Origin of the sequence: Pseudomonas sp. zfem002 (assembly GCF_032621685.1) — a bacterium.
GTDB classification, from domain to species: domain Bacteria; phylum Pseudomonadota; class Gammaproteobacteria; order Pseudomonadales; family Pseudomonadaceae; genus Aquipseudomonas; species Aquipseudomonas japonica.
In genome coordinates this window covers 85,108-110,227 of record NZ_JAVYJH010000018.1, presented here as the reverse complement: position 1 = coordinate 110,227, position 25,120 = coordinate 85,108, and the positions used below count along the sequence as shown (strand labels likewise).

At 53.2% G+C, this 25,120-nt stretch carries 21 protein-coding genes; 10 read left to right on the top strand and 11 right to left on the bottom strand.

Annotated elements, in window-relative coordinates; translation table 11 throughout:
- Positions 1 to 202 precede the first annotated feature (202 nt).
- Together RTI28_RS30425 and RTI28_RS19870 are read left to right on the top strand one after the other, a co-directional pair.
- A complete protein-coding gene (locus RTI28_RS30425) occupies positions 203 to 595 on the top strand; it encodes a zinc ribbon domain-containing protein (RefSeq protein WP_080604706.1) in 393 nt (130 codons plus the stop codon).
- A 54-nt stretch (positions 596 to 649) separates the two neighbouring features.
- The gene (locus RTI28_RS19870; protein WP_037058636.1) at positions 650 to 1,555 is read left to right on the top strand and encodes a cation diffusion facilitator family transporter; all 906 of its coding nucleotides are present in this window, start codon (positions 650 to 652) and stop codon (positions 1,553 to 1,555) included.
- Positions 1,556 to 1,671: 116 nt separating this feature from the next.
- Here the strand turns inward: RTI28_RS19870 and RTI28_RS19865 are convergent, their stop codons facing one another.
- Entirely contained in the window at positions 1,672 to 1,998 is a 327-nt protein-coding gene (locus tag RTI28_RS19865; protein WP_009394973.1) for a DUF2790 domain-containing protein, read from the bottom strand.
- Positions 1,999 to 2,659: 661 nt separating this feature from the next.
- On the opposite strand from RTI28_RS19865, the gene RTI28_RS19860 reads away from it, so the two are divergent.
- Together RTI28_RS19860 and RTI28_RS19855 are read left to right on the top strand one after the other, a co-directional pair.
- The gene (locus tag RTI28_RS19860; protein WP_009394976.1) at positions 2,660 to 3,334 is read left to right on the top strand and encodes a heavy metal response regulator transcription factor; all 675 of its coding nucleotides are present in this window, start codon (positions 2,660 to 2,662) and stop codon (positions 3,332 to 3,334) included.
- Complete coding sequence (locus RTI28_RS19855; RefSeq protein WP_009394978.1) at positions 3,331 to 4,758, top strand: heavy metal sensor histidine kinase; 1,428 nt, start codon at positions 3,331 to 3,333, stop codon at positions 4,756 to 4,758. Before RTI28_RS19860 ends, RTI28_RS19855 begins: the two co-directional genes overlap by 4 nt.
- Positions 4,759 to 4,805: 47 nt before the next feature.
- On the opposite strand, the gene RTI28_RS19850 is transcribed toward RTI28_RS19855, so the two are convergent.
- Positions 4,806 to 5,393 (bottom strand): hypothetical protein, encoded by a 588-nt coding sequence (locus tag RTI28_RS19850; protein ID WP_009394982.1) that lies wholly within the window; start codon positions 5,391 to 5,393, stop codon positions 4,806 to 4,808.
- 267 nt (positions 5,394 to 5,660) lie between these two features.
- On the opposite strand from RTI28_RS19850, the gene RTI28_RS19845 reads away from it, so the two are divergent.
- On the top strand, positions 5,661 to 5,882 hold the full coding sequence (locus RTI28_RS19845; RefSeq protein WP_009394983.1) for a hypothetical protein: 222 nt from the start codon (positions 5,661 to 5,663) through the stop codon (positions 5,880 to 5,882).
- Between the two features lie 82 nt (positions 5,883 to 5,964).
- On the opposite strand, the gene RTI28_RS19840 is transcribed toward RTI28_RS19845, so the two are convergent.
- From RTI28_RS19840 to RTI28_RS19830, 3 genes are read right to left on the bottom strand one after another with little or no spacing between them, the layout of a single operon-like run.
- Positions 5,965 to 7,419 (bottom strand): ArnT family glycosyltransferase, encoded by a 1,455-nt coding sequence (locus RTI28_RS19840; RefSeq protein WP_009394985.1) that lies wholly within the window; start codon positions 7,417 to 7,419, stop codon positions 5,965 to 5,967.
- The gene (locus RTI28_RS19835; RefSeq protein ID WP_009394987.1) at positions 7,413 to 8,396 is read right to left on the bottom strand and encodes a glycosyltransferase family 2 protein; all 984 of its coding nucleotides are present in this window, start codon (positions 8,394 to 8,396) and stop codon (positions 7,413 to 7,415) included. The genes RTI28_RS19840 and RTI28_RS19835 overlap by 7 nt, the downstream gene beginning before the upstream one ends.
- Positions 8,362 to 8,781 (bottom strand): GtrA family protein, encoded by a 420-nt coding sequence (locus RTI28_RS19830; protein ID WP_009394988.1) that lies wholly within the window; start codon positions 8,779 to 8,781, stop codon positions 8,362 to 8,364. Before RTI28_RS19830 ends, RTI28_RS19835 begins: the two co-directional genes overlap by 35 nt.
- Positions 8,782 to 9,040: 259 nt before the next feature.
- Between RTI28_RS19830 and RTI28_RS19825 the strand changes: the two genes are divergently transcribed.
- Positions 9,041 to 10,009 carry a LysR family transcriptional regulator gene (locus tag RTI28_RS19825; protein ID WP_037058644.1) on the top strand — a complete coding sequence of 323 codons (969 nt, stop codon included), beginning with the start codon at positions 9,041 to 9,043 and terminating at the stop codon, positions 10,007 to 10,009.
- 210 nt (positions 10,010 to 10,219) lie between these two features.
- Positions 10,220 to 11,527, top strand: a complete 1,308-nt coding sequence (locus RTI28_RS19820; RefSeq protein WP_009394993.1) for an OprO/OprP family phosphate-selective porin — start codon at positions 10,220 to 10,222, stop codon at positions 11,525 to 11,527.
- A gap of 65 nt (positions 11,528 to 11,592) precedes the next feature.
- On the opposite strand, the gene RTI28_RS19815 is transcribed toward RTI28_RS19820, so the two are convergent.
- From RTI28_RS19815 to RTI28_RS19795, 5 genes are all read right to left on the bottom strand, one after another.
- Complete coding sequence (locus RTI28_RS19815) at positions 11,593 to 13,590, bottom strand: heavy metal translocating P-type ATPase (RefSeq protein ID WP_037058648.1); 1,998 nt, start codon at positions 13,588 to 13,590, stop codon at positions 11,593 to 11,595.
- 199 nt (positions 13,591 to 13,789) lie between these two features.
- The gene (locus RTI28_RS19810; protein ID WP_009394997.1) at positions 13,790 to 14,113 is read right to left on the bottom strand and encodes a DUF2790 domain-containing protein; all 324 of its coding nucleotides are present in this window, start codon (positions 14,111 to 14,113) and stop codon (positions 13,790 to 13,792) included.
- Positions 14,114 to 14,268: 155 nt separating this feature from the next.
- Positions 14,269 to 17,430, bottom strand: a complete 3,162-nt coding sequence (locus RTI28_RS19805; RefSeq protein ID WP_009394998.1) for a CusA/CzcA family heavy metal efflux RND transporter — start codon at positions 17,428 to 17,430, stop codon at positions 14,269 to 14,271.
- Positions 17,431 to 17,454: 24 nt separating this feature from the next.
- Entirely contained in the window at positions 17,455 to 18,705 is a 1,251-nt protein-coding gene (locus tag RTI28_RS19800; protein ID WP_009394999.1) for an efflux RND transporter periplasmic adaptor subunit, read from the bottom strand.
- 66 nt (positions 18,706 to 18,771) lie between these two features.
- Positions 18,772 to 20,043, bottom strand: a complete 1,272-nt coding sequence (locus tag RTI28_RS19795) for a TolC family protein (protein ID WP_143502135.1) — start codon at positions 20,041 to 20,043, stop codon at positions 18,772 to 18,774.
- 405 nt (positions 20,044 to 20,448) lie between these two features.
- Between RTI28_RS19795 and RTI28_RS19790 the strand changes: the two genes are divergently transcribed.
- Complete coding sequence (locus tag RTI28_RS19790; protein WP_009395002.1) at positions 20,449 to 21,792, top strand: OprD family porin; 1,344 nt, start codon at positions 20,449 to 20,451, stop codon at positions 21,790 to 21,792.
- A 486-nt stretch (positions 21,793 to 22,278) separates the two neighbouring features.
- On the top strand, positions 22,279 to 22,953 hold the full coding sequence (locus RTI28_RS19785) for a heavy metal response regulator transcription factor (protein WP_009395004.1): 675 nt from the start codon (positions 22,279 to 22,281) through the stop codon (positions 22,951 to 22,953).
- A gap of 399 nt (positions 22,954 to 23,352) precedes the next feature.
- Here the strand turns inward: RTI28_RS19785 and RTI28_RS19780 are convergent, their stop codons facing one another.
- The gene (locus tag RTI28_RS19780) at positions 23,353 to 23,787 is read right to left on the bottom strand and encodes a hypothetical protein (protein ID WP_037058650.1); all 435 of its coding nucleotides are present in this window, start codon (positions 23,785 to 23,787) and stop codon (positions 23,353 to 23,355) included.
- Positions 23,788 to 24,085: 298 nt separating this feature from the next.
- Between RTI28_RS19780 and RTI28_RS19775 the strand changes: the two genes are divergently transcribed.
- Positions 24,086 to 24,949: a DUF5677 domain-containing protein gene (locus tag RTI28_RS19775; protein WP_009395008.1), complete on the top strand. Its 864-nt coding sequence runs from the start codon at positions 24,086 to 24,088 to the stop codon at positions 24,947 to 24,949.
- The last annotated feature ends 171 nt before the right edge of the window (positions 24,950 to 25,120 follow it).

Here is a 25,120-nt window from a genome sequence, read left to right as displayed (position 1 = left end):
TTGCTTGCGCTTACCGGCGTACTCGAAATCGGAAAAACTCATCTGACTCATGGGGTGGAGGCTTGCTCGGGGGGCAGTTGGGCGGAGGGCTATTTCAGCACAGCTCAGATGGTCTGTGCTGACTTGATCGGAGAATCCCTAGATCTATCGCGCGTTACATTTGAACTTAGATCACTAATTAGAAGTCCATGTTCTTGAGCGGATGATCATTTATCCGACACCGCTCGTAGATCACCCATTAATGAGGGCGAACGTCATGAAGTTTTTCAAAGATCTCTTGGGTAGCAATCACGGTCGAGGGAGCCACAGCGGCGGCAAACACCACGACAGGGGGCATGGAAGCGCTCGACACGAGCGGCGTGATGATCCTCAAAACTGCGAAAGTCGCAATCATTCAATCGACGGCACACCCCCGGCAGCCCAATCCTCAATCAAAGCTCCACAGAACTGTAGGCAGTGCAGGACCACAAACGAACCGTCAGCGCGTTTTTGTCTAAACTGCGGAGTACCACTAACAAATGGTTGCTCCGCCTGCGGCTCTCCAATGAGTGCCGGAGCAAGATTCTGCAGCCAGTGTGGTCAAGCAGCTCTCTAAGGCAAGCTAGCCAGAAAAGACAACGCGACTAGAGCTCTACACAAGGAGAAATACGTGGGGTCAAATCATGATCATGGTAGTGCTGCGGTGCGTGAAGGGCATCAGAAAAAGCTGGTCATGGCGCTAGCCTTGACTGGCAGCTTCATGATCGCAGAGGTAATTGGCGCGTGGATAACCGGCAGCCTAGCGCTTTTGTCGGACGCTTCTCACATGTTTACGGACACCGCCGCTTTGGCGATCTCATTGATTGCACTTCAGATTGCCAAGCGTCCCGCGGACCAGAAAAGAACCTTTGGCTATGCGCGCCTGGAGATTCTCGCGTCCACATTTAACGCCGTGCTGCTTTTCTTGGTGGCAATGTACATCTTGTATGAGGCCTACCAGCGTTTCTTCATGCCCGCGGAGATCGCCACCGGGGCGATGATGTGGATCGCGATCGCTGGATTGATCGTGAATCTCATTTCGATGCGACTACTCGCATCTGCCAGCAATGAGAGCCTCAACGTCAAGGGGGCCTACCTCGAAGTCTGGAGCGATATGCTCGGCTCGGTGGGCGTGATCATCGCAGCTCTCATTATCCGGTTCACGGGGTGGGGCTGGGTAGACACGATTGTCGCCGTTGCAATTGGCTTATGGGTATTGCCGCGCACATGGCAATTGCTTCGCGAGAGCTTGGGCATTCTTATGGAAGGGGTTCCCAGAGGCCTGGAAGTTGAGGCAATCGAGTCCACTATCCTCAGTGTCGAGGGGGTGACTGGCGTCCATGATCTGCACGTTTGGGCGGTGAGTAGTGGCAGTAACGTACTGACATCGCACGTTGTAGTGCGGGACTCAGCAGATGCAGACACTGTACTGGCGGCTGTCGTCGACGCTGTCAGCAGTGCATTTGAAATACACCACTGCACCATTCAGATCGAGCGCGAATCGTTCCACGAAAGTACTCCATCGCCGACCCACTGACATCAGTCGGTAACTTCTGACCGCCATTGACACCTTCCAAGTCGAAAGTGTCAATGAGCGGGAGTAATTTGCGAACACCTGTGAGCCAATGCTTGGGAGCACCCAGTTGTGGTTGCTCACCGACTATTTATGCACTCACCATTCACCAAGTAGCGAACCATGTGTAGTTCACCTTTAGAATCCTCATAGCTCATCATGCTATTGACGCTGCCACATTGACGAACGTTAGGCGATACGTACACTAGCTTACTAACGTCCAACTTTATACCGTAAGCGTAGTCTTCAACTTCAGGCATAGGCTTCTTCGTGCTCTGTGCGTAGCGCGCGGTAGCGTCTTTGGCAGACCGCTCAAGTTCCTCATTGGCCTGCATACTACTGTGGGCATTTGTCGACAGCGCGGAAAAAAGCATGAACACGGCGATAGCAGATCTAGTTGTTTTCATGATAAGTCCATTAATAAAAAAAGCGCCCTAAACAGGGCGCTAAAATTCACCTTACCAAAGGAGCAGATGGTTCTAAGGCGAATGCATCGGCGTGAGCAGATTTTCGGAGCATAACGCCCCAAAGCAGCGCTGCCTGCGTGCTGCGGTCAAAATAACAAAGGCGGCTGACGACAAGATGATGGTGCAATTACAATTTGGACATGTAACAGATTGTAATTGCAGAGTAGATTCCCTGCCTACTTGGGATGAAAAGACAAGCACGTCTAATGCAGAGAGGCCCTGATCGCTGAGTCAAATTAGCGACGCCTGCCAAGGTGTCATTGGGTGCCGCGCGCAGGCCCCAACTGTTCTGGCAGAAATGCTGTCCGTGAACGGCCGAATCCTCCTCAACCACCAGCGCAGAAAGCCGCTGGAAGCCGCAGGATCCGCTATGCTGAGGAAGGTAAGTCAGCGTGACTGTCAGCAGTCTTGCTACTACATTACAAATTTGTAGGATTTCGCCGCAGCTACCTTCTTCGCGTTAAGATTCGAGTGCAATCAGGTGACCAAGGCGTACGCACAGAAGTAGCGAATACCACACTATATGCCCTCGGCTAAACTTTCAAAAAATGAAAGCTTTTTGTGGATTAGGCCAACTCCTTCCCATACTTTGAGATAGGTTATGCGCATTTTAATAGTGGAAGACGAAATTAAAACTGCTGAATATCTTCAGCAGGGCCTATCCGAAAGCGGATACATCGTAGACATCGTGCATAATGGCGTTGACGCCTTGCACCAGTTCTATACCAACGACTACTCGCTCGTTCTACTGGATGTTAACCTCCCAGGTATTGATGGCTGGGACTTGTTGGAGACCATCCGGAAAACCAGTAGAGTGCGCATCATCATGCTGACTGCCCGCGGGCGCATAAATGACAAGCTCAAAGGCTTGGACGGCGGGGCTGATGACTATCTCGTGAAGCCGTTCGAGTTTCCAGAGTTGTTAGCCCGTATTCGCTCATTGCAGAGGCGCGGTGATGAGTTGGTCGAGAAGACCCTACTTAAAATTGCCGACCTGGAGCTTGACTCCGTACGGCATAGAGTCTTTCGCGGCAGCACACGCATCGACCTCACCACCAAGGAGTTTGCCCTCCTGCATCTGCTCATGAGCAGAGCGGGCGAAGCGCTGACCCGTTCACAGATCATCTCGTTGGTATGGGACATGAATTTTGACTGCGACACCAATGTCATCGATGTCGCTATTCGGCGCTTACGCTCGAAGATTGATGATCCATTTGAAACCAAGCTAATTCATACGCTTCGAGGCGTTGGGTACGTTTTTGAGGAGCGCGCATGAGGCCTTTCAGCCTGGCTGCGAAGCTAGGATTAAAAGTTGGATTGATGAGCGCAGGGTTGCTGCTTCTGTTCGCCACCTTCGGGTACCTGATGGTGGGTCAAGCTCTTGAAAGAAACGCCAGAACTGACCTCGAAGTGAAAATGGAAGGAATGGCTCACAACCTTTCTACCATCTCGGATATCTCCGGGGTCAATGCAGACGCGCACCAGCTCGTTGATCTGGTCATGGGCCACAATAATCTGTATGTGAGCATCTTCGATTCAACAACGAGCAGACAGCCGCTGCTCTCGATCGGCTCGAAGCAGGTGAATCTAGAGGTACGCAAATTCAACGCTGGAGCGACGGCGCAAGAACATGAGTGGCGCGACACCCAGGGCCGCCCACTACTCAGCACGTCCCGCGTAATGCGCTTGGATGATGGCACCGAAGTAAGCGTCTACATGACTATGGACCAGTCATCCAATGAGGCTCTGCTCGACGCACTGCTTACCTGGGCTCTGATGATGTCCCCCGTTATTCTCTTGCTCATCCTAGCTATTGGCTGGTGGACTGTGCGACGTGGCCTGCTGCCCTTAACAAAGTTCCTGAAGGTTGCCTCCAAAATTTCGACCGAGAGCCTCGAGCATCGCCTGCCGGCAGATGGAATGCCGGCAGAGCTCAAAGAGCTCGCAGACGGAATCAATATCATGCTGGCTCGACTGGACGATGGGGTTCAGCAGCTTTCGCAGTTCTCTGATGACCTTGCCCATGAGCTCAGAGCACCATTGTCCAATCTGATGGGGAAAGCCCAGGTTGCCCTGACCCGAGAGCGGTCGCTGTCCGAGTACCGCGAGGTTCTCGAGTCCTGCACAGAAGAACTGGATCGGATGAGCCGTATGGTTTCCGACATGTTGTTCCTAGCGCAGGTCAGTCATCCTGCATCCATGGTTGAGTTCGAAACCGTATCCTTGGTCGATGAGATTCAGCGTGTTTGCGATCTCTTCAGTATTTCGGCTGAAGACGGCGAGATCCAACTCCAGATTTCGGGCAGCGACGACGCCGTGCGCGGTAATCGTCTGATGATTCAGCGTGCCGTCTCGAATCTGCTATCAAATGCTATCCGATACTGCCCCCGAGGTCGCACGGTCTACGTGAAGGTACACCGCAGTGCAAACGGTACTACTTTAAGCGTGGGCAACCCGGGGCGCGGGATTGCTAAAGAACACCATGCCCATTTGTTTGAACGGTTCTACCGCGTGGACAAGAGCCGAGCACGGAGTGAAGGTGGTACAGGGCTTGGCTTGGCCATCGTTCAATCGATTATGAGCCTGCACCAAGGTTCGGCGGGTGTGGAAGTGACTGATGAAAACTTCACCTGGTTTCACCTTAACTTTCCTCAACCCCAGCTCAACCACTCTACGATGAGCGCCGCCTCGATCGCGTGATCAAAAAGGCCCGTCAATAGACGGGCCTTTTGCTTTATTCCAGAGCATCAGTCCCTAAGGACCACAGGATCCATCGGGGCCCTTAAAATCACTGACTTTATGATCTGTTGCTCTTCTGGGTTGGCGTTTTTCCAAAGCTGTGAGAAATATTGAGCGTTGACCTTTTCTTGAGCGCTCACACGGCCGGCTGCATCAATCAGACGCATGGTCGAGTACGAACAGATCAATGCCAGGATGAAAAATGCTGTCGCCACCACCATTACGTAACGCTTGGCCAGTGCCGGTGCACGCTTGAGTTCTGCGAGCGAAGCATTCGCGGCACTGGTAGCGATCGAAAGCTCTGAAATGAGAGGCTGGATGGCACTGTCGACTCCACGGTAAGCGGCAGAGTACGCTTTTGTCGCGGCGCGTAAGGCGACCTCTTCACCATCGGACCAAGCCTTCTCAGCCTTCCGAACCTCCCCGTGAATCTGCCGACCTATAGCCTCTACCTGCTCCACCATCTCGTTCGACCTCTCCAAGACAGCGCTAGAAAGCCGTGTCTGAGATGTCAGCTCATCGACCTGGGCAGAAAGATTTTCAGCGCAGCGGCGAAAATCATTCATGGCAACTGCCCAAGGCTCAATTTCATTCATAGCTATCTCCTGGTGCGGACTGCAATGCCGCACGAAACTACGGTGGTAGATATCAAAATTGTAATTTACTGGATAACTGAAATTTTCTTTCAGCAATTCCGGCGATAGGTCTGATCCTTCCAGATCCAGACTTAGAACGCATCCTGCCGCACGCTAAAATTACGGAATTGTAATTAATACCTCACCTTGTCGTTAGCTTCGCTTCCCTAAACTACAAAACAACAAAGACCCCTAGTCAGGGAGGTCTAGTAAATACCGAGGTTCAACATGAAATTTGTAAAATCTATCGCTCTTGGAAGCTTGCTGTTCGGTCTGATGACTACCGCCCATGCTGAAGACGGATTTGATCGAGCGAAAAAATTCAACGAAAATTTCCGGGCTGAGCAGGCACGCATATGGAGCGATGATTCATCGGATCAGAAAAAGCAGCAGGTCGCTCAAGAGAAACAAAAAGAGCGCAAAGATGCCAAGGAAAAGTCCGATAACTGATCGACGATAAACTAGGAACTCTGATGAGGGTAGCAGTCAACAAAAAAGCCAGGTTAATACCTGGCTTTTTTTCATCCTAAATTTAGCCCTCGTTCTTCTGATAAGTTTTCGTGCTGCTTTCTATGGCGAGGCTTTGGGCATTTTTCTCGTCGGCGTTCCAACGGCATAGCAGTAGTTGGCTGGCGTTGGCTTCTGTGATCTTGGTGCACTCCAGGCCGGTAGGCAGCTCAGCATTGCTGTCGCGCAAGCGCCTCGATAGATAAAACAAGCCACTGCTTGGCCATTTGGCAGGATCCTTGATGTGCTCGGATTTGCCAGTGCTGTAGAACTCGGATGAGTACGACCGGCGTCCCGGATAGATCAGGGGGCCCGGCTGAGTAGACTGAGCATTGAGCCAAGCCTGGATCACATCCCGCTGATTCTGAGGCCGCGTTTCCATTGCGCCAGCGTAAATTATGCCCGCTCCTATCATTGGCAATATCAAAGCACTCATAGCAGCAGCCCATGTAGTCTTCGGGCCGGTATCGCTGACCCGGCCCGACAGCAGCAAAGCCCAGGCTGGGAGCGCAGGAAGCAGGTAGGTCCACAGAATGTTGCCGGCGAACGTGAAGAAGACCGGAGTAGCCAGCGCCCAGAGCCAGAGGTAGGCCTCAAACCGCTGCAGCGACGCACGCCTACGGATCAGCAATGGAAGGAAGAATACCCACGGAAGAAGCGCTAACCCGAGCTGTAGCCAGATGGTCCCGTATGGCTTGGCGTGGGCGCTGCCGTAAAGATCACCAGCCCAGTTGCTAACGACGTAACGGCTCCAGTGCTCACCAACGAAAAAGTACTCCATAAAGCCTGGTGTCTTCATCTCAGCCAAGACGTACCAAGGCACAGAGATGCCGAGCATAAGACCCAGGCCGCCAGCCCAAGGTAGCCTTAGCACCCGTTTCCATTCCTTGTAAATCACGATCCAGAGGAATGCCGGCGCCCCTACTAGCACCAGGGTCAGCGGGCCTTTAGCAAGCAGACCTAGCCCCAAACCTGCGAACATCAGATAGGCGTACGCTTTGTCGGCGCATTGCATCCAACGCCAGAACCCATAACTGGCCAGCAAAATTGAGAACGATAGAACGGGGTCGGTCAGTACGACTCCGCTGGAGACCAAGCCAAGCGTTGTGCTGGAAAAGATTATTGCCGCCCAAATGCCCGCGTTACGCGAGAAATGCTGCGTACCGAGCTTGATGATGATGAAACAGCTAGCCAGGTGCAGCAGCCATGCAGGGAATCGAGCAGCGAACTCATTGACCCCGAAGATCGTCATGCTCGCGGCTTGCGTCCAGAAAGACAGTGGTGGTTTGCCCCAAAACGGTACCCCGTAATCGAACATGGGCGTGATCCAGTCATTCAGCTCGACCATTTTTCGCGCCATTTCGGCATAACGGGCCTCCGATGTGTCCATCAGGGGGTAGACACCCAATCCTGATAAACGTAGGACCAAAATAGCGCCCAATATCCGCCATAACGTCTGCTCCCTCTTCAAACTCAGCATTTCTTACCCTCGAACGATGAGACCGAAGGGTGGATAGACGCGCACTCCGCTTTGGGACTGTTTTTCAAGAAATACTGGGGGCGGCGCTTAACCTCTGCGAGTGTCAGGCCAAGGTACTCCCCCACCATGGCGACACCGACGCACATAAATGAGGCCATTCCGACGAGCAGATGATGGACATCGAAACTACCAGCCACGAGGGCTGCGAGCATGTAGCAGAAGCTGGAAACGAAGAGTGCAAAGCTAGCGAGACTGAAGATACGCAGCGGCTTGCGAGAAAAACTGAGAATGCTCTCGATGGCAAGATTGATTAGTCCAGCCACGTTCCACTTGCTGCTCCCTGCATGACGAACAGCGCGATTATAGGGTAGTTCAAAGGTGCGAAAGCCTACCCAGCCGATCATGCCCTTAAGGATGCTGGAACGCTCATCCAATGCTCGAATAGCTGCAAGCGGAGCGGGTCCAATCAAGCGAAAATCGCTGACATCGGCGGGCAAATCCACTTTATCCACCAGACGCTGCATGACCCAATAGTAGGCTCGAGCGCTCATGCGCTTGAAAAGCGAATCGCCGGTTCTCAGATTGCGCTGCATGTTCACCACGTCATAACCCTTTTGCCAGAACTCCACCATGCCGGGAATGAGCTCAGGCGGATCTTGCAAGTCGACGTCAATGAAGATGAGCGCGCTGCCGCGAGCATGATCTATCCCAGCCCTCAACGCGGCCTCCTTTCCAAAGTTTCGACTCAGGAAAAGGCATCGAACAGCCGAGCCATCCTGATACTCACGCAGCAGCTCTGCAGTACCATCATTGCTGCCATCGTCGATGTAGAGAATCTCGCAAGAAACAGGTAGCCGCTTAACAACTTTGGTAACGCGTTGGTGGAACTCTGGAATGGTGTCTTCTTCTTGAAAGCAGGGAACCACAATGGTCAACAAGGGATCAGGGCGCTCGGGAAACCGATTTAATGTCTGCATGGCTGAATGTCCAGAAACGATGTGCAATGAATCCAAGTGCCGTAAGGGCTATAGTCACTAAGGCCTGGGCGATAAGCGGTGAGAAACTTAATTTAATGAGTACCCAAATACCCACTCCGTTACCTAGGTTTGCTGCCAGAGCGACAAGTGTGAACCTAATAGGCTGGAGCACTCGAGAACCATCTGCCTTAAAACAGTGCGCTCGATTACCGATGAAGCTTGCAATAGCACCTACCATGCTGCCACATATACTGGCCGACACGGGATCAGCAAGCTCCGCTTCGATAAGCGCCAAGAAGATTGCATAATGTATCGCTGTCGCTATTGATCCGACGCCTAAATATCGGAACAGCAAAAATACAAGAGGCGGGCATTTGGTTTCCATGTGCTGAGACTATGGAAGCAAAGGTGAAAAAAAAGTGAATCAAATGTCGGTAGAAAACTGGGGAGCAGATGCCGATTATAGGGTTAAAACTTTACGGAAAACCTAGCACGCCAAAATATCAAAAAGATTTCCTCATAATTACTTTATTGAAATCAACCTCGCCAAATAACAATTAGATTACGCGGAAATTACAATATTGATAGTATCGGGAACTGCAGATCCACATTGAGATAAATTCTCCCCGCACAAGGGGGAATAAATGGCTACACAAAATGAAACATCTACTGGCATTACTGTTTCTTGCATTCCTGACATATTGGATGATCTGCCAATTGATAAACAGTTAGCGCTAGAATTTTTCTCAACCGTACGTTGTGCAAATTTTAAACAGGCAGCCAGGGCGCTCAACCTACCTGTAGTAGGCCTTCGGAGGCGCCTGGAAAAGCTAGAGGAGCACATCGGTTCTCCTGTATTCGTCTATAAAAACAACAAGCTTGCTCTGACTCGAATAGGCGACAAGGTCAGCCATTACCTTTCGCAACTTTTTGGCCCTGAGGGCCTTGGAAAAGCCGGCGACACGGGCATCCCGGGGCTCACGCTTGCGATCACAGAACCGGTACTCAGCGATATCGTCAATCGAGATCTCGTCGCCTACGTTCGGGATCATGCTGAAATGCAACTGGAGATCCACTCTGAGTGCACCCCGAAAATGCTCAATGGATGTGACGTCGATGTGGGTATTGTTCTCGTGACACCATCTGATGACGATGCCTTCGATCGCTACCCCGAGTACAGGTTCGAACGGCTTGGCCGGATCGGACACGCGTTATTTATCTCAAGCCGCTACTCAAGAAGTGTCACGGTCCCAGTGGCGAGTGATGACCTACAGAATTTTATGCTCGTTCTTCCTTGGGACGATGACATTCTCTCGGGTTCCAAAAATTGGGCCTCTATAATTTCCGGCCACCGAGGAGGGACGACCAGAGCCAAGAACTACAATTTCTCCCGCGGCCTGGTGGTTGGGGGGGCCTGCATTGGTGTGTTGCCAGATTACAGCCGTAAAATGGACAGAAACATCACGCTCGTGCCAGGATTTCTCGAAGACTTGGAAGATAAAGATGTCTATCTTGTTATAAAGTCAACGCTCACACGCAACCCTCAGGCCTTGGATATCCGTCGACTGATTAAAAAAAGCTTCTTGGACAAAAGTGACTGGCTTGATAAATGACAAGCTCGTTATTTTTCAGAAGTCTTTCTTTAACATTACAGAAACACTTCTGTCATTTTTGCTTGCGATCTAGCCATAGTGCTTAGAACAAAGGCATCTTGTTGCAGCAGGTGACGAACGTGACCTGCTCACATCTGCCAGATCTATTAGGCCCGACGGAGGGCAAACATCCCGTCGACGCCTTAGCACTTAACACACGAGAGGCAAGCAATGATCCGTTCTTCGAACATGCGAGTGAAGCTTTTGGCTGCCGCAATAATAGGCACATTTTCCTCGCAAGCATTCTCCGGAGTAGTCACTAGCGACGGAGCTGATATCGTTCTCAAAACCAAGGGCGGTCTTGAACTTTCTACTACCGATAAGGAGTTCAGTTTCAAACTGGGCGGCAGGGTTCAGGCCGACTACGGACGGTTCGACGGTGTCTTCACCAAGAATGGCGATACTGCTGACGCAGCCTACTTCCGTCGCGCCTACATCGAGTTCGGCGGTACCTTGTACCGTGACTGGAAGTACCAGGTTAGCTACGACCTGTCCCGCAACACCGGTAACGACGCCGATGGCTACTTTGACGAAGCGAGCCTGACCTACACGGGCTTCGCTCCAGTCCAACTGCGATTCGGCCGCTTCTACACCGATTTCGGTCTTGAGAAGGCGACCAGCTCGAAGTGGACAACCGGGATGGAGCGAAACCTTTCCTACGATGTAGCAGACTGGATCAACGACAACGCTGGCATGGGCGTTCAAGCCACCAGCACCATCGCGAACATGGCCTACCTGTCGGGTAGCGTCTTTAGCGAAACCAACAATGATAACGATGGCGACAGCACGAAACGCTATAACGTGCGCGGTGTCTTCGCACCGCTGCATTCTGATGGCAACGTCCTGCACATCGGTGCCCAGTATGCCTATCGCGACCTCAAAGACAGTTCAGTAGACACCCGGATCCGCTCACGTCTCGGCGTTCGTGGTGTGGATACCAATGGCGGTGGTGATGCGGGTACCAACGGCAATCGCATGCTGTTTGGCGGCGCCACGGCGCAAGAAGGCCTGTGGAGCGACGATTCGGTCTGGGGTGTTGAAGGTGCTTGGGCTACCGGCCCGTTCTCTGTGCAAGCTGAATACCTTCGCCGCAAATTGCAAGCTGACCAGGCAACCAATGACCTGAAAGCATCGGGCTACTACGCACAAATGGCGTATACGCTGACTGGCGAGCCCCGCATCTACAAACTCGACGGTGCCAAGTTTGACACCATCAAACCACAGAACAAAGATCTGGGGGCCTGGGAAGTTTTCTATCGCTTTGACGACATCAAGGTCGAGGACGGTAACCTGGTCACCACTGCGGCTCAGTCAGATGAGCGCAAAGCAAAGAGCCACACAATCGGTGTGAACTGGTATGTCAACGAGGCCGTGAAGGTGAGTGCCGACTACATCAACGTGCGCACTGACAATGCCGAGAACGCGGCCGGAGACGACAGTGGCAACGCTCTCGTAACCCGCCTGCAATACGTCTTCTGATCCACTTTCAGACTGTCGTGTACAAAGGGGGCGCTCAATGCGCCCCCTTTGTTTATGTTCAGAGATCAAGTGCTCCTGCGGTAACCCAGCAGGCGTAAGGCGTTGAACACGACCAGAAGCGTGGACCCCTCATGAATAGCGACGGCAGCACCGATGCTTAACCCCATCATTGTGGAGGGGACCAGTATCGCGACGATCCCTAAGCTGACGAATAGGTTCTGGCGGATGATGGATTTCGTATGGCGGCTTAGCCCGACCGCAAATGGAAGTTGTCGAATATCGTCGCCCATAAGCGCAATATCAGCCGTTTCCAGGGCAACATCGGAGCCTGCCGCACCCATTGCAATCCCCACGCTAGAATTGGCCATGGCCGGGGCGTCATTCACACCATCCCCTACCATCGCTACTTTGGAGGTGATGCGCAGGTTCTTGATAGCCTGAACCTTGTCATCCGGCATTAGATCCCCCCACGCCTCATCCAAGCCCACCTGTTTGGCGACAGCTTCTGCAACGCGACGGTGATCGCCTGAGATCATGATCATGCGTTCAATGCCCATTTGCTTGAGCTCCTGAAGCGCCTCCTTCACTCCTTCCCTGGGCGTATCCAACAATCCAATCGCTCCCAGATCACGATCACCACGGCGCACAATCATCGTTGTGCGACCTGATTGACGCAGTCGCTCCACAGCTTCCAGAGCAGGTTCGGTGAGGGAGGGAATACCATCAGCACCAAACATCTCAACTTTGCCGATCCAAACTTGCTGACCATCTAGCTCAGCCTGGACACCCCGACCAACCAGGTTCCTCACATTCGTTGCTTGGGGTTTACTTCTGGTTCCAATCATCTCTTCACCGTCGCGCACAATGGCTACAGCGAGCGGGTGGTCGCTCATCGACTCTACGGAGATTGCAACAGTCAGAAGGTCTTCGATCTTGGTACCGCCCACGGGTACTACATCGGTAATACGAGGGCGTCCTTCGGTTAAGGTACCAGTCTTGTCGAATGCCATGGCGCTCAATGAGCCAAGCTCTTCAAGCGGTGCACCACCCTTGATCAACACCCCACCCCGAGCAGCTCTGGCGATACCTGAAAGAATGGCGCTGGGTGTTGCTATCGCAAGCGCACAGGGACTTGCGGCTACCAGAACGGCCATGGCGCGATAGAACGAATCTCGGAAAGGCTCGTCGAGAAAAATGCCGGCAAATACCAGGCCTGCCACCAAGAGCAGGATCAAAGGGACGAAAATCCGCTGGAAGCGATCCGTGAATCGCTGGGTCGGCGACTTCCGGACCTCTGCTTCACTGACCATTTTGATGACTCGCGCCAGGGTGCTTTCCGTGGAGCGCCGTGTCACCTCGATCTCGATCAGATTTTCGCCGTTGATGGTGCCCGCGAAAACCTTGGATGCAGCATCTACAGCATCCGGCTTACTGCGCGCGAGAGCTGCGCTAGCGACTGGTTTTTTGTCCACTGGGACGCTCTCACCGGTCACAGGAGCCTGGTTGATGCTCGAGAACCCTACGACCACAAAACCATCGGCTGGCAGGCGATCATTTGGGCGTACGATGACAACGTCACCGGGCACCACAAGATCCACTGGCATTTCCTGCGTACCATCGGAGCGTCGTACGATGGCGGTTGCAGGTGCGAGTTTGGCCAGCGCCTCAATAGCTTTTTTCGCCCGGCCCATCGCATAGCTTTCAAGGGAATGCCCCAGACTGAAGAGGAACAGTAGCAGAGCCCCCTCTGCCCAAGCCCCCATGCTTGCAGCCCCTACGGCCGCAAAAAGCATTAGCGTATCGATCTCGAAACGTTTTTGGCGAAGGTTGGTGATAGCTTCCTTGGTTGTGAACCAACCACCGAAGACATAAGCAGATACGTAGAGTATCAGCGGCAGTCTATCAATCAGGCCGAGTTTCCCTGCGAGAGCTCCGGCTCCCAGGAGAGTGCCACAGATTAGCGCGAAGACCAGTTCGGTGTTCATACCAAATATGCCACCATGCTCATGACTATGGCTTCCAGACCCTACTTTTTCGTCTGGGTGTTCAAGCAAAACTTTCATAACTCGTCCTTTCTGAGGCTACTACCTTTGGGGGCAGTTATTGGGCATCGTGTCTGGTGACCTGATATTTATTCCACTACGTACTCGCAGGCGCCGAAAAACAAGACCAGCCGTTACCAAATAGCTGCAGAGAAAATAAAAAATGCCAAGCATTGCTTGGCATTTATAAAATCGATTATTTTTCGAAGAAAAACGAACACTACTTATCATTTACGCACTGCGAATACAGAGAATAACGGACTGTCTTTAGCGTACCCTGGGAGTCTTCGAAGGTCATCAACCGCGAGTAAACCTTGCAGGTACGGGGGTCTTGAGATTGACGAACAAATTTTGCTACATCAATTTTCATACCGTATTTATAGTCCTGTATCTCCGGCATAGGTTTGCCATTTTTCTCCGCGTACTTTGCAACAGCAGTCTGATGCTCCTGGATATATTGCAGCTGTCTTTTCTCCGAAAAAGTGCTGGCTTGCGAAGCTATTGAAAAAATAACAAGTGCAGCAGCAACAATAATTTTCTTCATACATCCTCTCAATGTAAGACTTTCTCGGATGTAACTCTAGCAACCTACAGACATCACCGGCATGACGAGAGACTTACAATTTTGTAAGGTTGGCTAAACTAGTTCAGATAGAAAAAAGCCCACAATGCATATTGTGGGCTTTTTCTTAACGAGTATCAGTTGACGACTTCGACCTCATCGCCGTCTTCATCCTTGCGGTGCGCCCAATGATACAGGGCGGGAAGTACCAGCAAGGTCAGCGCCGTGGAAGACAAGATCCCACCGATCACCACCGTCGCCAGTGGCCGCTGAACTTCTGCCCCGGTACCAGTGGCCAAGGCCATCGGGATGAAGCCCAGTGATGCAACCAAGGCAGTCATCAGAACGGGGCGAAGTCGAGTCAGAGCGCCCTCATCGACGGCTTGTCTGAGCGTGCGTCCTTCCTCTCGCAGGCCTCGGATGAAAGCAATCATCACCAGGCCGTTAAGCACCGCCACACCTGAGAGCGCAATGAAGCCAACACCTGCGGAGATCGACAATGGGATGTCCCGCAGCCACAACGCCATGACCCCACCAGTGAGAGCGAATGGAATGCCGGTAAAGACCAGCATGCCGTCTTTGAGGTTATTGAACATCAGGAACAGCAAGGTCATGACCAGCAGCAAAGCGACCGGAACGACAATCTGCAGACGTTTGGCAGCCGACTGCAACTGCTCGAACTGACCACCCCAATTGGTCCAGTAGCCGGCGGGGATCTCCACATTCGTTGCCAGGGACGCGCTGGCCTCTTCAACGAACGACCCAAGGTCGCGGCCCCGGACGTTGGCACTGACGATCACCAGACGCTTGCCGTTCTCGCGGCTGATCTGGTTCGGACCCAGTTGCAGGTCCAGGTTGGCGACCTGCGACAACGGGATGAATCCAATCTGATTGGCGCCTTGAGAGGCATTGGCCGGCACAGGGATCAGAAGGCTGGACATACCTGCTACATCGGTACGCACGGCCTCAGGCAGGCGCACCACCATGTCGAAGCGACGGTCACCTTCATACAACGTGCCGGCCGTACGGCCACCGACAGCGATGGCGATCGAGTTCTGAACATCCGCAATGTTCAGACCGTAGCGTGCGGCTTTCTCACGATCAATGTTGATAGTCAGCACCGGCAGGCCGGTGGTCTGTTCAACCTTGACCTCCGAAGAGCCCGGTACCGCCTTGAGCGCTGAGGCAATCTTGTTAGCCGTGCTGTTGAGCACACCCATGTCGTCGCCAAAAACTTTCACAGCGACGTCGCTTCGAACGCCGGAAATCAACTCGTTGAAACGCAGTTGGATGGGCTGGGACAACTCATAGTTGCTGCCTGGAACGTTGGCAGCAGCTTTCTGCACTTCAGCAATCAGCTCATCGCGAGGCTTCTTGGGGTCGGGCCACTGGTCCTTAGGTTTGAGCATGATGTAGGCGTCGGAGATATTGGGCGGCATCGGGTCAGATGCAATTTCTGCCGTGCCCGAACGCGCAAACATCCTCTCTACTTCCGGCACCTGTTCAATCACGGCCTTCTCAAGGCGCTGTTGCATTTCAACAGACTGGCTCAAGCTCGTCCCAGGCACACGCAAGGCCTGCATAGCAAAGTCCCCCTCACTCAGACTAGGGATGAATTCGCTACCCATACGACTTGCAAGCACACCGCTCAGCACGACCAAGACTACTGCGGCCGAGAAAGCAATATTCCGATGCCCAAGTACCCATTGCAGAACCGGCTCATAACGGCGCCGCGCAGTGCGCATCACCACACCTTCCTCTTCCTTGACCTTGCCAGTGACAAACATGGCGATGGCCGCAGGTACGAAGGTGACGGAAAGAATCATTGCACCCAGAAGCGCCATCACGACGGTGAAGGCCATGGGGTGGAACATTTTGCCTTCGACGCCGGTGAGGGCGAAGATCGGCAGGTAAACCACCATGATGATCAACTGGCCGAAGATCAGTGGCCGGCGAGCTTCACCCGCGGCAGCGAAGACCTCATGGAAGCGCTCGGCTTTGGTTAGCATGCGGCCATGCTTGTGCTGTGCATGAGCCAGGCGACGGATCGCGTTTTCCACGATAACCACGGCACCGTCTACGATGATGCCGAAGTCGAGCGCCCCTAAACTCATTAGGTTGGCACTGACCTTGTTGTTGAACATACCCGTGAAGGTGAACAGCATGGACAGCGGGATCACCATCGCGGTGATCAGTGCTGCACGGATGTTACCGAGGAACAGGAACAGAATGGCGATTACCAGGATCGCACCTTCCACCAGGTTCTTCTTCACCGTCGCAATAGCTTTTTCAACCAGGTTGGTACGGTCGTAAACAGTTACGGCGACCACGCCCTTTGGCAGGGTGCGATTGATGTCAGCCAGCTTGGCAGCGACAGCTTGGGACACGGTACGGCTGTTTTCACCGATCAGCATAAATACGGTACCGAGCACGACCTCGCGGCCGTTCTCAGTGGCAGCACCTGTACGGAGTTCTTTGCCGATGCTGACATCAGCGACGTTGCTGATGCGAATAGGAGCGCCATCCACACTGGAGATCACGATGTTGGCGATGTCTTCGATGTTGCCTAGCTGACCCGGCGCACGGATGAGCAACTGCTCACCATTACGCTCGATGTAACCGGCGCCAACGTTGGCGTTGTTGCTCTCCAGCGCTGCGACCAGGTCGTTGAGGGTTAGCTTGTAGGTAGCAAGGCGCTTCGGATCCGGCGCGACCAGGAACTGCTTGGCGTAGCCACCAATGGTATTGATCTCGGCCACACCTGGGACGTTGCGCAGTTGAGGCTTGATGATCCAGTCCTGGATTACCCGCAGGTCGGTGGGCGTGTACGGTGTACCGTCCTCTTTGACTGCGCCATCTTCGGCTTCGACGGTCCACAGGAAGATCTCGCCAAGACCGGTGGATACCGGACCCATTACGGCCTCTACACCCTCTGGCAGCTGTTCCTTCGCAACCTGCAATCGCTCGTTGATCAACTGGCGAGCAAAGAAGATGTCCGTGCCGTCCTTGAAGATCACGGTGACCTGAGACAGGCCAGAGCGAGACAGGGAACGGGTCTGCTGAAGGCCCGGGAGACCGGCCATGGCCGTTTCAACAGGAAACGTGATCCGCTGTTCGGTTTCCAAAGGCGAATAGCCAGGCGCTGAAGCGTTGATCTGCACCTGGACGTTGGTAATGTCGGGTACCGCATCGATCGGCAGCTTCTGATAGCTGTAAATGCCGATGCCGGCCATGATCAGAACAGCGATCATTACGACGATGCGCTGCTCAATGGCAAATCTGATGATACGTTCAAACATGAGAAATCATCCTGTCAGTTCGCATCAGTGCCCGTGCTCGGCAGATGCTTTGCCAAGCTCGGACTTGAGTGTGAAGCTGCCACTGGCTGCAACCTGGGCGCCGGCTTCGATGCCGTCGGTGATTTCCACATACCCATTGTCGCGGCGGCCGGTTTTTACCGGGCGAGTGTCAAAGCCCTCTGGGGTACGCACGAATACCGAAGGTTTGTCTTCCACGGTCTGTACGGCGCTTTCAGGAACTGCAACGGCGACTCGATCAGTCTGAGAGGTGACCGCGATGTTCACGAACAGACCTGGTCTCCAAGCGCCGCTAGGGTTGGTCAGGGTCACGCGGACGGTCGCTGCACGGTTTTGCTCGCCCAACAGGCTGCCGACATAACCCACCTTGCCGTCGACCGAGACGTTCATGTCAGGCGAAGAAACCTTCACGGCGCGGCCAGTCACGACCTTGCCCAAGTCGGTAGGAGGAACTGCGAAGGTGGCCCAGACTTGGTTGAGGTCGGAGAGAATGAAGGCGTTGGTCGCCTCGCTGACGACTTCACCCATGGTCAGATGCTTCTCCACCACCACAGCGTCAAAGGGGGCGCGAAGCTCGTAGCGATTACCGCCAACGGAATTGACCGAGGCACCGATCGCGCCGACCTTCTGCTTGGCGTTGGCCAGCGAGATCTCGGCCTCCTGCAGCGCCTGGCGTGCCTGGAGGTAATCCTGCTCGGCAGAGATCTTGTCCTGCCACAGCTGTTTCTCACGGTCGAAGGTCACGCGGGCCAGTTCTAGGCGACGCTGTGCGGCTTGTTGCTCACTGCGCAGATCAGAGATCTGTTGGCTAGCGATCACAGCGAGGACTTGGCCCTTCTTGACCGTCTCGCCCAAGTTGGCCTGAACAGTTTCCACAACACCCGGTACACGAGGAACAACGTGTGCAGTGCGGTCTTCATCGAAGCGAATCTCGCCTGGGAAACTCACAATTGTGCCCAGGTCACGAGGAGCTGCAGACTCCAAGACGACACCGGCTGCTTTGATCTGCTCGGCACTGAGCGTCAGCTTGCCCTCTTCCTCTCCACCCTCTTCGCTATGGCCTTCTTCACCATGCCCCTCATCACCAGCCTTTTGGGCGGATGAAGTGGTCTTTTTTTCGTCGCCATGGCCATCGTTAGCGCCGTGCTCGGCAGCGCCGGCTGCCTGCAACTCGGAACTGCTATCCCAGGCAAGGCTGCCAAATCCGAGGGCTGCCACAGCGGCAACCGCGAGGGCGATCTTGCGTTTGTTATCCATTGCTACTCCTGCTGATCGTAGGCACCGCGTTTTTCAAAACCAGTGCTCAAGAATTGTGTGTCCTGTTCAGCGAACGCCGGCACTCGTACCAACGTCGCCATAAACCCTTTCCACCTGCGCACGCGCATTGGTCGCAGCTGCCAGCGAGTCGAGGTACTGGCCACGCGCGAGGATCAAAGTGCGCTGGGCATCCAGCACCTCGATGAAGCCGAATTTGCCCATCTCGAATCCGCGGGTTGCGGTTTCCACAGCCTGCTGGGCAGACGGCAGAATGGTCTTGTCGTAGGACTCAACCTCTTGCATGGCGGTGGTCCACTGGTTCAGTGCGGTCTGGGTTTCCGAACGAAGTCGCAGTTCCACAGCGTTACGCTGGTCTCGGGCCTGATCTGCACGTCGAGAAGCGGAAAGAATGTTGCCCTGATTACGATCAAACAGAGGTAGTGGCATGGACAGTCCAACCAAATTGATACGCTCACGCACGGAGCGGTCGTATTGGCTACCCACACTCACCGTTAGGTTCGGAATACGTTGTGCTCTTTCTGCACCAAGCGAGGCGTCGCTCTTGTCGATCTGCACTACTGCCTGACGCATCTCGGCAGTCTGATCGAGTTTCGAAAGCAGTTCTTCCGTCTGAGGAGGCACCCCCGGAGACAGGGTCGGAGAGTCCAGACGATCAAATACGGTCACCGAGCTACCAGTAATTTGGCTGAGCTGCTGGTAGGCGTTCGCTTTCTCCGTTTCAGCGCGGCGAACCTGCAGCTTGGCTTCGGCCAGTTGCACCTGGGCACGCGTGGACTCCACAGGGGAAGACTTACCTGCGCGGACGCGTCCATCGACAACCCGAAGGCCACGCTCAGTCAACTCCAGAGATTGTTTAGCCAAATCCAACCCAGTCTGGGCCCGCAGGGCTGCGTAAAAAGCCTGAACGACGTCAGCCCGCAGTCCGTTTACACGACGATCTAACTCCAACTGCGCGACAGTTTGGCCGTAGGTGGCGACTTCAACGCGGGCACCCCGCTTACCACCAAGCTCGAGCGTCTGGCTAAGCGTAACGGTCGTTTGGCTGTTGCTCCGACGAGTGTCCTCAACGTCGTACGAAATTTCGGGGTTGGGGATAAGCCCAGCCTGCTTGCGGGCGCCGTCCGCTATCCCAATCTCCTGTCTAGCTGCAGCGAGATCTGGGTTGGCATCCATTGCTGTGGAGAGTGCTTGCGGCAAGCTGATGCTTTGAGCAAATGCACCAGGTGCCATCAATCCGGAGATAGCCACACAGAGCGCAGCGATCTTCCAGGGCGAGACAGAGGTCTTGGTTAAAATATTGCGGTTATACCGGGGCACTTTGATAGTCCTCGTGCACAAACTTTGATAAAGCTTGGCGAGAACGCGGAATCAGCTGCCAAGCCCCACTGGATTAGGTGATGGCACTCTAATCAGCGGCAGCTATCAGAGGGGTGGCTAGAAAATTACAATTTCGTAAGAAATGCCGGTATCACCTGTAAACACTGAAGAAATCGGCCCATGTGACGGATTTTATTACAGACCAGGCAAATGAGTAGCACGCGTAAAACCGAGAAAGATAACGAACAGATGACGAAATTGTAATTGATCTATCACCCTCTCGTTATCTTTGCCCTGCAAATATTAGCTCGGCGCTACGCTAGGCGCGCTGCCGGGTTAGAACATATAAAGACGCCCGCGCAAGTAAAACATAATAAAAGCTGCCATAAATCAAAGGAGCATCGAATGAGAATTAAGGTACCACTTTATCTGGCCGCAGTTTCTGCGCTCTCTGGAAGCTATGCTATCTCGGCACAAGCTGAAGAAAAGCCGGAAGGCTTTATTGAAGGCAGTAGCCTCACTGTCCTGAACAGAAACTTCTACTTCAATCGTGATAATCGCGATGGTTCTGCCCCTACCTATAATAGCGGCAAGGGCAATACCAATGGCTATTCCGAAGCCTGGGCACACGCGATCATTTCCAAATTCAACTCCGGGTTTACCCAAGGTACAGTCGGATTTGGTGTTGATGCCTTCGCTATGATCGGCCTCAAGCTTGATACCGGCGACGGACGCAACGGCGGCCGAAGCTCCTTCGACGTGCTTCCCGTTGATAACAAGGGCGAAGCTCGCGATGAGTACACCAAGGTTGGTGGCGCAGCAAAAGTCCGCTTGTTCGATACCGTGGTGAAGGTGGGTGATGTTTTTCCATCGACGCCCGTGGTTGCATCGGGCGACTCTCGCCTGCTGCCAGAGAGTTTCCGTGGTGTGACGGTTGAAAACACCAGCATCCAGGGCCTCACCCTGCAGGGGGGTCGACTGCATGCGATGAGCCAGCCGGTTTCCAGCAACCTGAACGATAACTTCGTTACCTTCTATGGCGGCCCGGTAAACTCGCCTTGGATCGGTTACGGTGGTGGCGACTATCAGGTCAACGACAATGTCACCGTGAGCGTATACGCCAGTCAACTGAAAGATGTCTGGAATCAATACTACGCTGGCACCAGCGTCGTTTACCCACTGAGCGACAACCTCGCGCTGCTCGGTGGCTTCAATTATTACAAGGCTGTAGATGAGGGCAAGCGACGCCTGGGTGAGTTCGATAACAACATCTGGAGTGCTAAGGTCGGAGTACGTTATGGTGCTCATACCCTCGCACTGTCGCACCAGCGCAACAACGGCGATGACGACTTCGATTATCTGCGTCAGTCGGATTCCATTTTCGTCGACAACTCGATCCAATACAGCGACTTCAACTCTCCGAAGGAACGCTCCTGGATGCTGCGCTATGACCTGAACATGTCTAGCTACGGCATTCCTGGACTTTCGTTCATGACCCGCTACGCCAGAGGCTCAGGCGCAGACTACTCGAACGCCAACCAGTTCTACATGCGCACTGACAATAACGGCGATCCACTCACCAATCAGAAGCGTTGGGAGCGTGATGTCGAGGTCAAATACGTCGTACAAACAGGTCCAGCCAAAGACCTGTCCTTCCGGTTGCGCCAGGCCACTACTCGCGCCACTGCGTTTGAATCGGATCTGGATGAAACTCGTGTGATCGTGGAGTACCCACTCTCGATTCTGTAATCGCACCGGTTGATTCGGATATTAATAAATATCCGAATCAACCAAAGACTTAACATCAAGAATTCACCTTGAGTAGCTTAATTGCTCCTTTGGTAAAAGGTGGATATTTGGCGTCCTTTGGGCGCCTTTTTTTCACCTAAAATTTAAATATTCGTTCGAGTACATGCATCGCATGTCGATGTAGCTCATGACTGCACCAGTGCTCGGTCTCTTCAATGTGAGGAACCTCTCCGTCATCTGAACGAAACGAGATCAAAACAAAGAAGAAAACAACCAAATATTTCATAAGGCTAAATCACCTTCTAGTCAAAGGGATCATGGTGACGAAAACTGCGACACAGTATACCGAAAGGTTATCAGGCGCATTGCTTACAAATTACAAATATGTAATTTGAGCCCTAATACGTTAGTTATGATTTATCATCCGTTCAGTAACACCGGCGCAAGCGCACGGTTAATGGCTCAGTGATATCGAGACAAAATCAAATGCGAATTCTGGTAATTGAGGATGAGGTTAAAACTGCGGAATATGTGCGCCAAGGCCTAACAGAGTGTGGTTATGTCGTTGATTGCGTACATACCGGTCCAGATGGTCTATTCCTGGCCAAACAACACGAATACGAGGTGATCATTCTCGATATAAACCTTCCAGATATGGATGGTTGGCAGGTTCTCGAGCTACTAAGGCGAAAAAATTGCCCTTCGCGCATCATGATGCTCACCGCGAGGAGCCGCTTGGTCGACAAGGTCAGAGGTCTTGAGAACGGCGCAGATGACTACCTGATCAAGCCATTTGAGTTCCCTGAGCTGCTTGCTCGCGTCCGCGCCTTGATGCGTAGGTCCGATCACCCATCGTCTACAGAAACAATTCGAGTAGCTGATCTGGAACTCGACCAGAGCCGCCACAGAGCATTCCGGGACGGGCAACGAATTGACCTGACGACTAAAGAGTTCGCGCTTCTGCATTATTTGATGCGCAACACCGGACTGGTGCTTAGCCGTACGCAGATAATATCTCAAGTTTGGGATATGAACTTTGACTGCGACACCAATGTAGTTGAGGTTTCTATCCGTAGGCTCAGGGCGAAAATAGACGACCCCTTTGAAAGCAAGTTAATCCATACACTTAGAGGGGTTGGGTATGTACTGGAGAAGCGCTAAAGCTCCAGCAACCAGCATATTTAAGTAGATCTCACGTAAACTTTTGTCACTTGCGAATACCAACCTCCTGCTTGGTTGGGTTTGCTTTTTCTCGGGGGTAATACTACGACGCCGATATTATTTTCCCGTGGACTTGGCGATCGGTTTTTAGCCCCGGCTTATCCCAAAAGGATTCTTTCCTATTTCTCGATAAATAATTTTTTGCGAGTTTTAGCCACGAGGGTAGCCGCTTGGCGGAGCCCCCAGGCGCGCGCTGGAACGCCGGCTGCAGGCGGCGCTAAGCACTCCTGTCTTGGAACTGCATCCGACAATCGCATCGCTTCTCGAACTACCTATTTCGGATCAGGTTGGGTTTAGGGAGCGCCTACTATCCAAAAGCGCCTCCAATGTAGACCTGAACTAACCTTGGAGGAAGCTACAGACCTCGGCACGAGCCGCTGAGGAGACGAGCGCAGGATCGAGAAGCAAGAGCTCGAGTGGCTTCTTACCCGCGAGATAGCTATTGGAACTACCGAACCAGAGCGCCATTCCTAAGCCAGTTTTCCGGGGGGATAACGTCAGGATGATATCGTTCATGCATTGCAGCAACTCACCTTCGGGTGAAAATGCGTAGAGTGGATACAGGGCCTCATGATCCACAATGATCGAGAACACACGGTTCTCGGCTTCCCAGGTACTGAGGATTGATCGGGATAGGTTGGGTTGAAAATGGATGCGACTAGCTAAATCTTCAAAGCAAAGAAGATCGCCGCTGCCAAGGATCCTGGATACAGCTCTTTCAAGGGATTGAGCCTCTCTCAGACGCGTCTTACGTCGAATCTCATCGTTGTCCATCATCGCCTCCCCCCTCGCCAGACCCCGCAATCAGATCCACACCAAATCCGTACGCGCAATGAGCTCGCAGCTCATGCCCGTCTTCAGACTGATTCAAAATTTACCAATCCACGAGCAGATACGACCGCTATCCGATAGGTGGTTTCGACATGCTTCCGCGAAGCGAGCAAAGGCGCTATTCCGGGCTTGCACCGTCTCGCAGATCCAGGGTTGGCCTGTGCAGTCGTTGACGGCTCCCTGAGCGTTCACGCTCAGCCTAGACTCAGCGTACTGGAACGTTGCGATAAGGAGGATGTGTATGCAGTACAAGCGAGAGACCGGGCTGGAAAAAGAGTTCGAGGTCCTCATCGGGTTGATGGCTGAAATGATCACAGCCCAGGCAGAACAATCCGACCCGGCAGCCGACACCCCAGCGTGGATGTTCAGTCAACATGATTTGGCCAAGAAACTCTTTCGGCACATGTGCTCAGTGAGGACACTGCTCGAACCGTCTCCATTCAGGAACGAGACAATCCCTGCGGGCAGCTTCATTGATCACTCTTCGATGGCAGTTCTGACCCGTTCGGCGCTTGAAAATTACCTGGTAATGACGTGGCTCCTTAGCGGCGGGGATGATTCGCTGCGAGAGTTTAGGCATAACGTTTGGGAATACTGCGGCTGGAAGAAACGAAGCAAAATAGCAGCAACCATCGATGACGCCAGAGTAGCCCGAAACAAGGCAGAGACCGATGCAGCAGCACTATGGCCCTCTATTCAAAGCTCACCGCACTTCCAAAAATATGCTGCTCCCCAGCAAGACCGCCTTCGCAAAGGCAGCTGGGACGTAGGGTGGCATTGGAACGACCTAGCGGTGGATGCGGGGCTACACAAGACTTATTTCACCTCCTACTACCCGTTTCTAAGTGGCCACGCACACAGCGATTTCATCGGTACCCTCCAAAGTAGCCAAGCGAGAAACCTCGCAGATCAATACATGCTAGGGTCGGCCAACTTGCAGGTAATTCTGATGCTGATCGGGCATTTTTCCCATCACTACTCAAGCCTGTTTCCTCCCGCTCGTGAGGTACTGCTCAATGCTGAAGGTGCCCGGGAAACTGCTGAAAAATGGAATATCCGCGCAGAGGATATGGATTACGTTTACAAGCCAGACAGCCATGTGTAATTGCACCCACGTGACCACCTGTTTGCATTCGATGTGACCATCGATTGGCGTTCGATCTGACCAGTCGCTTGCATAGCTGAGCGGCGAAAGTATCCATCGACGATTGAGAGCTAACGACCCAAAGCTGCTCTTGGCGGAAGGCTGCTAATGACCCCAGCAGCCCTCCATAAA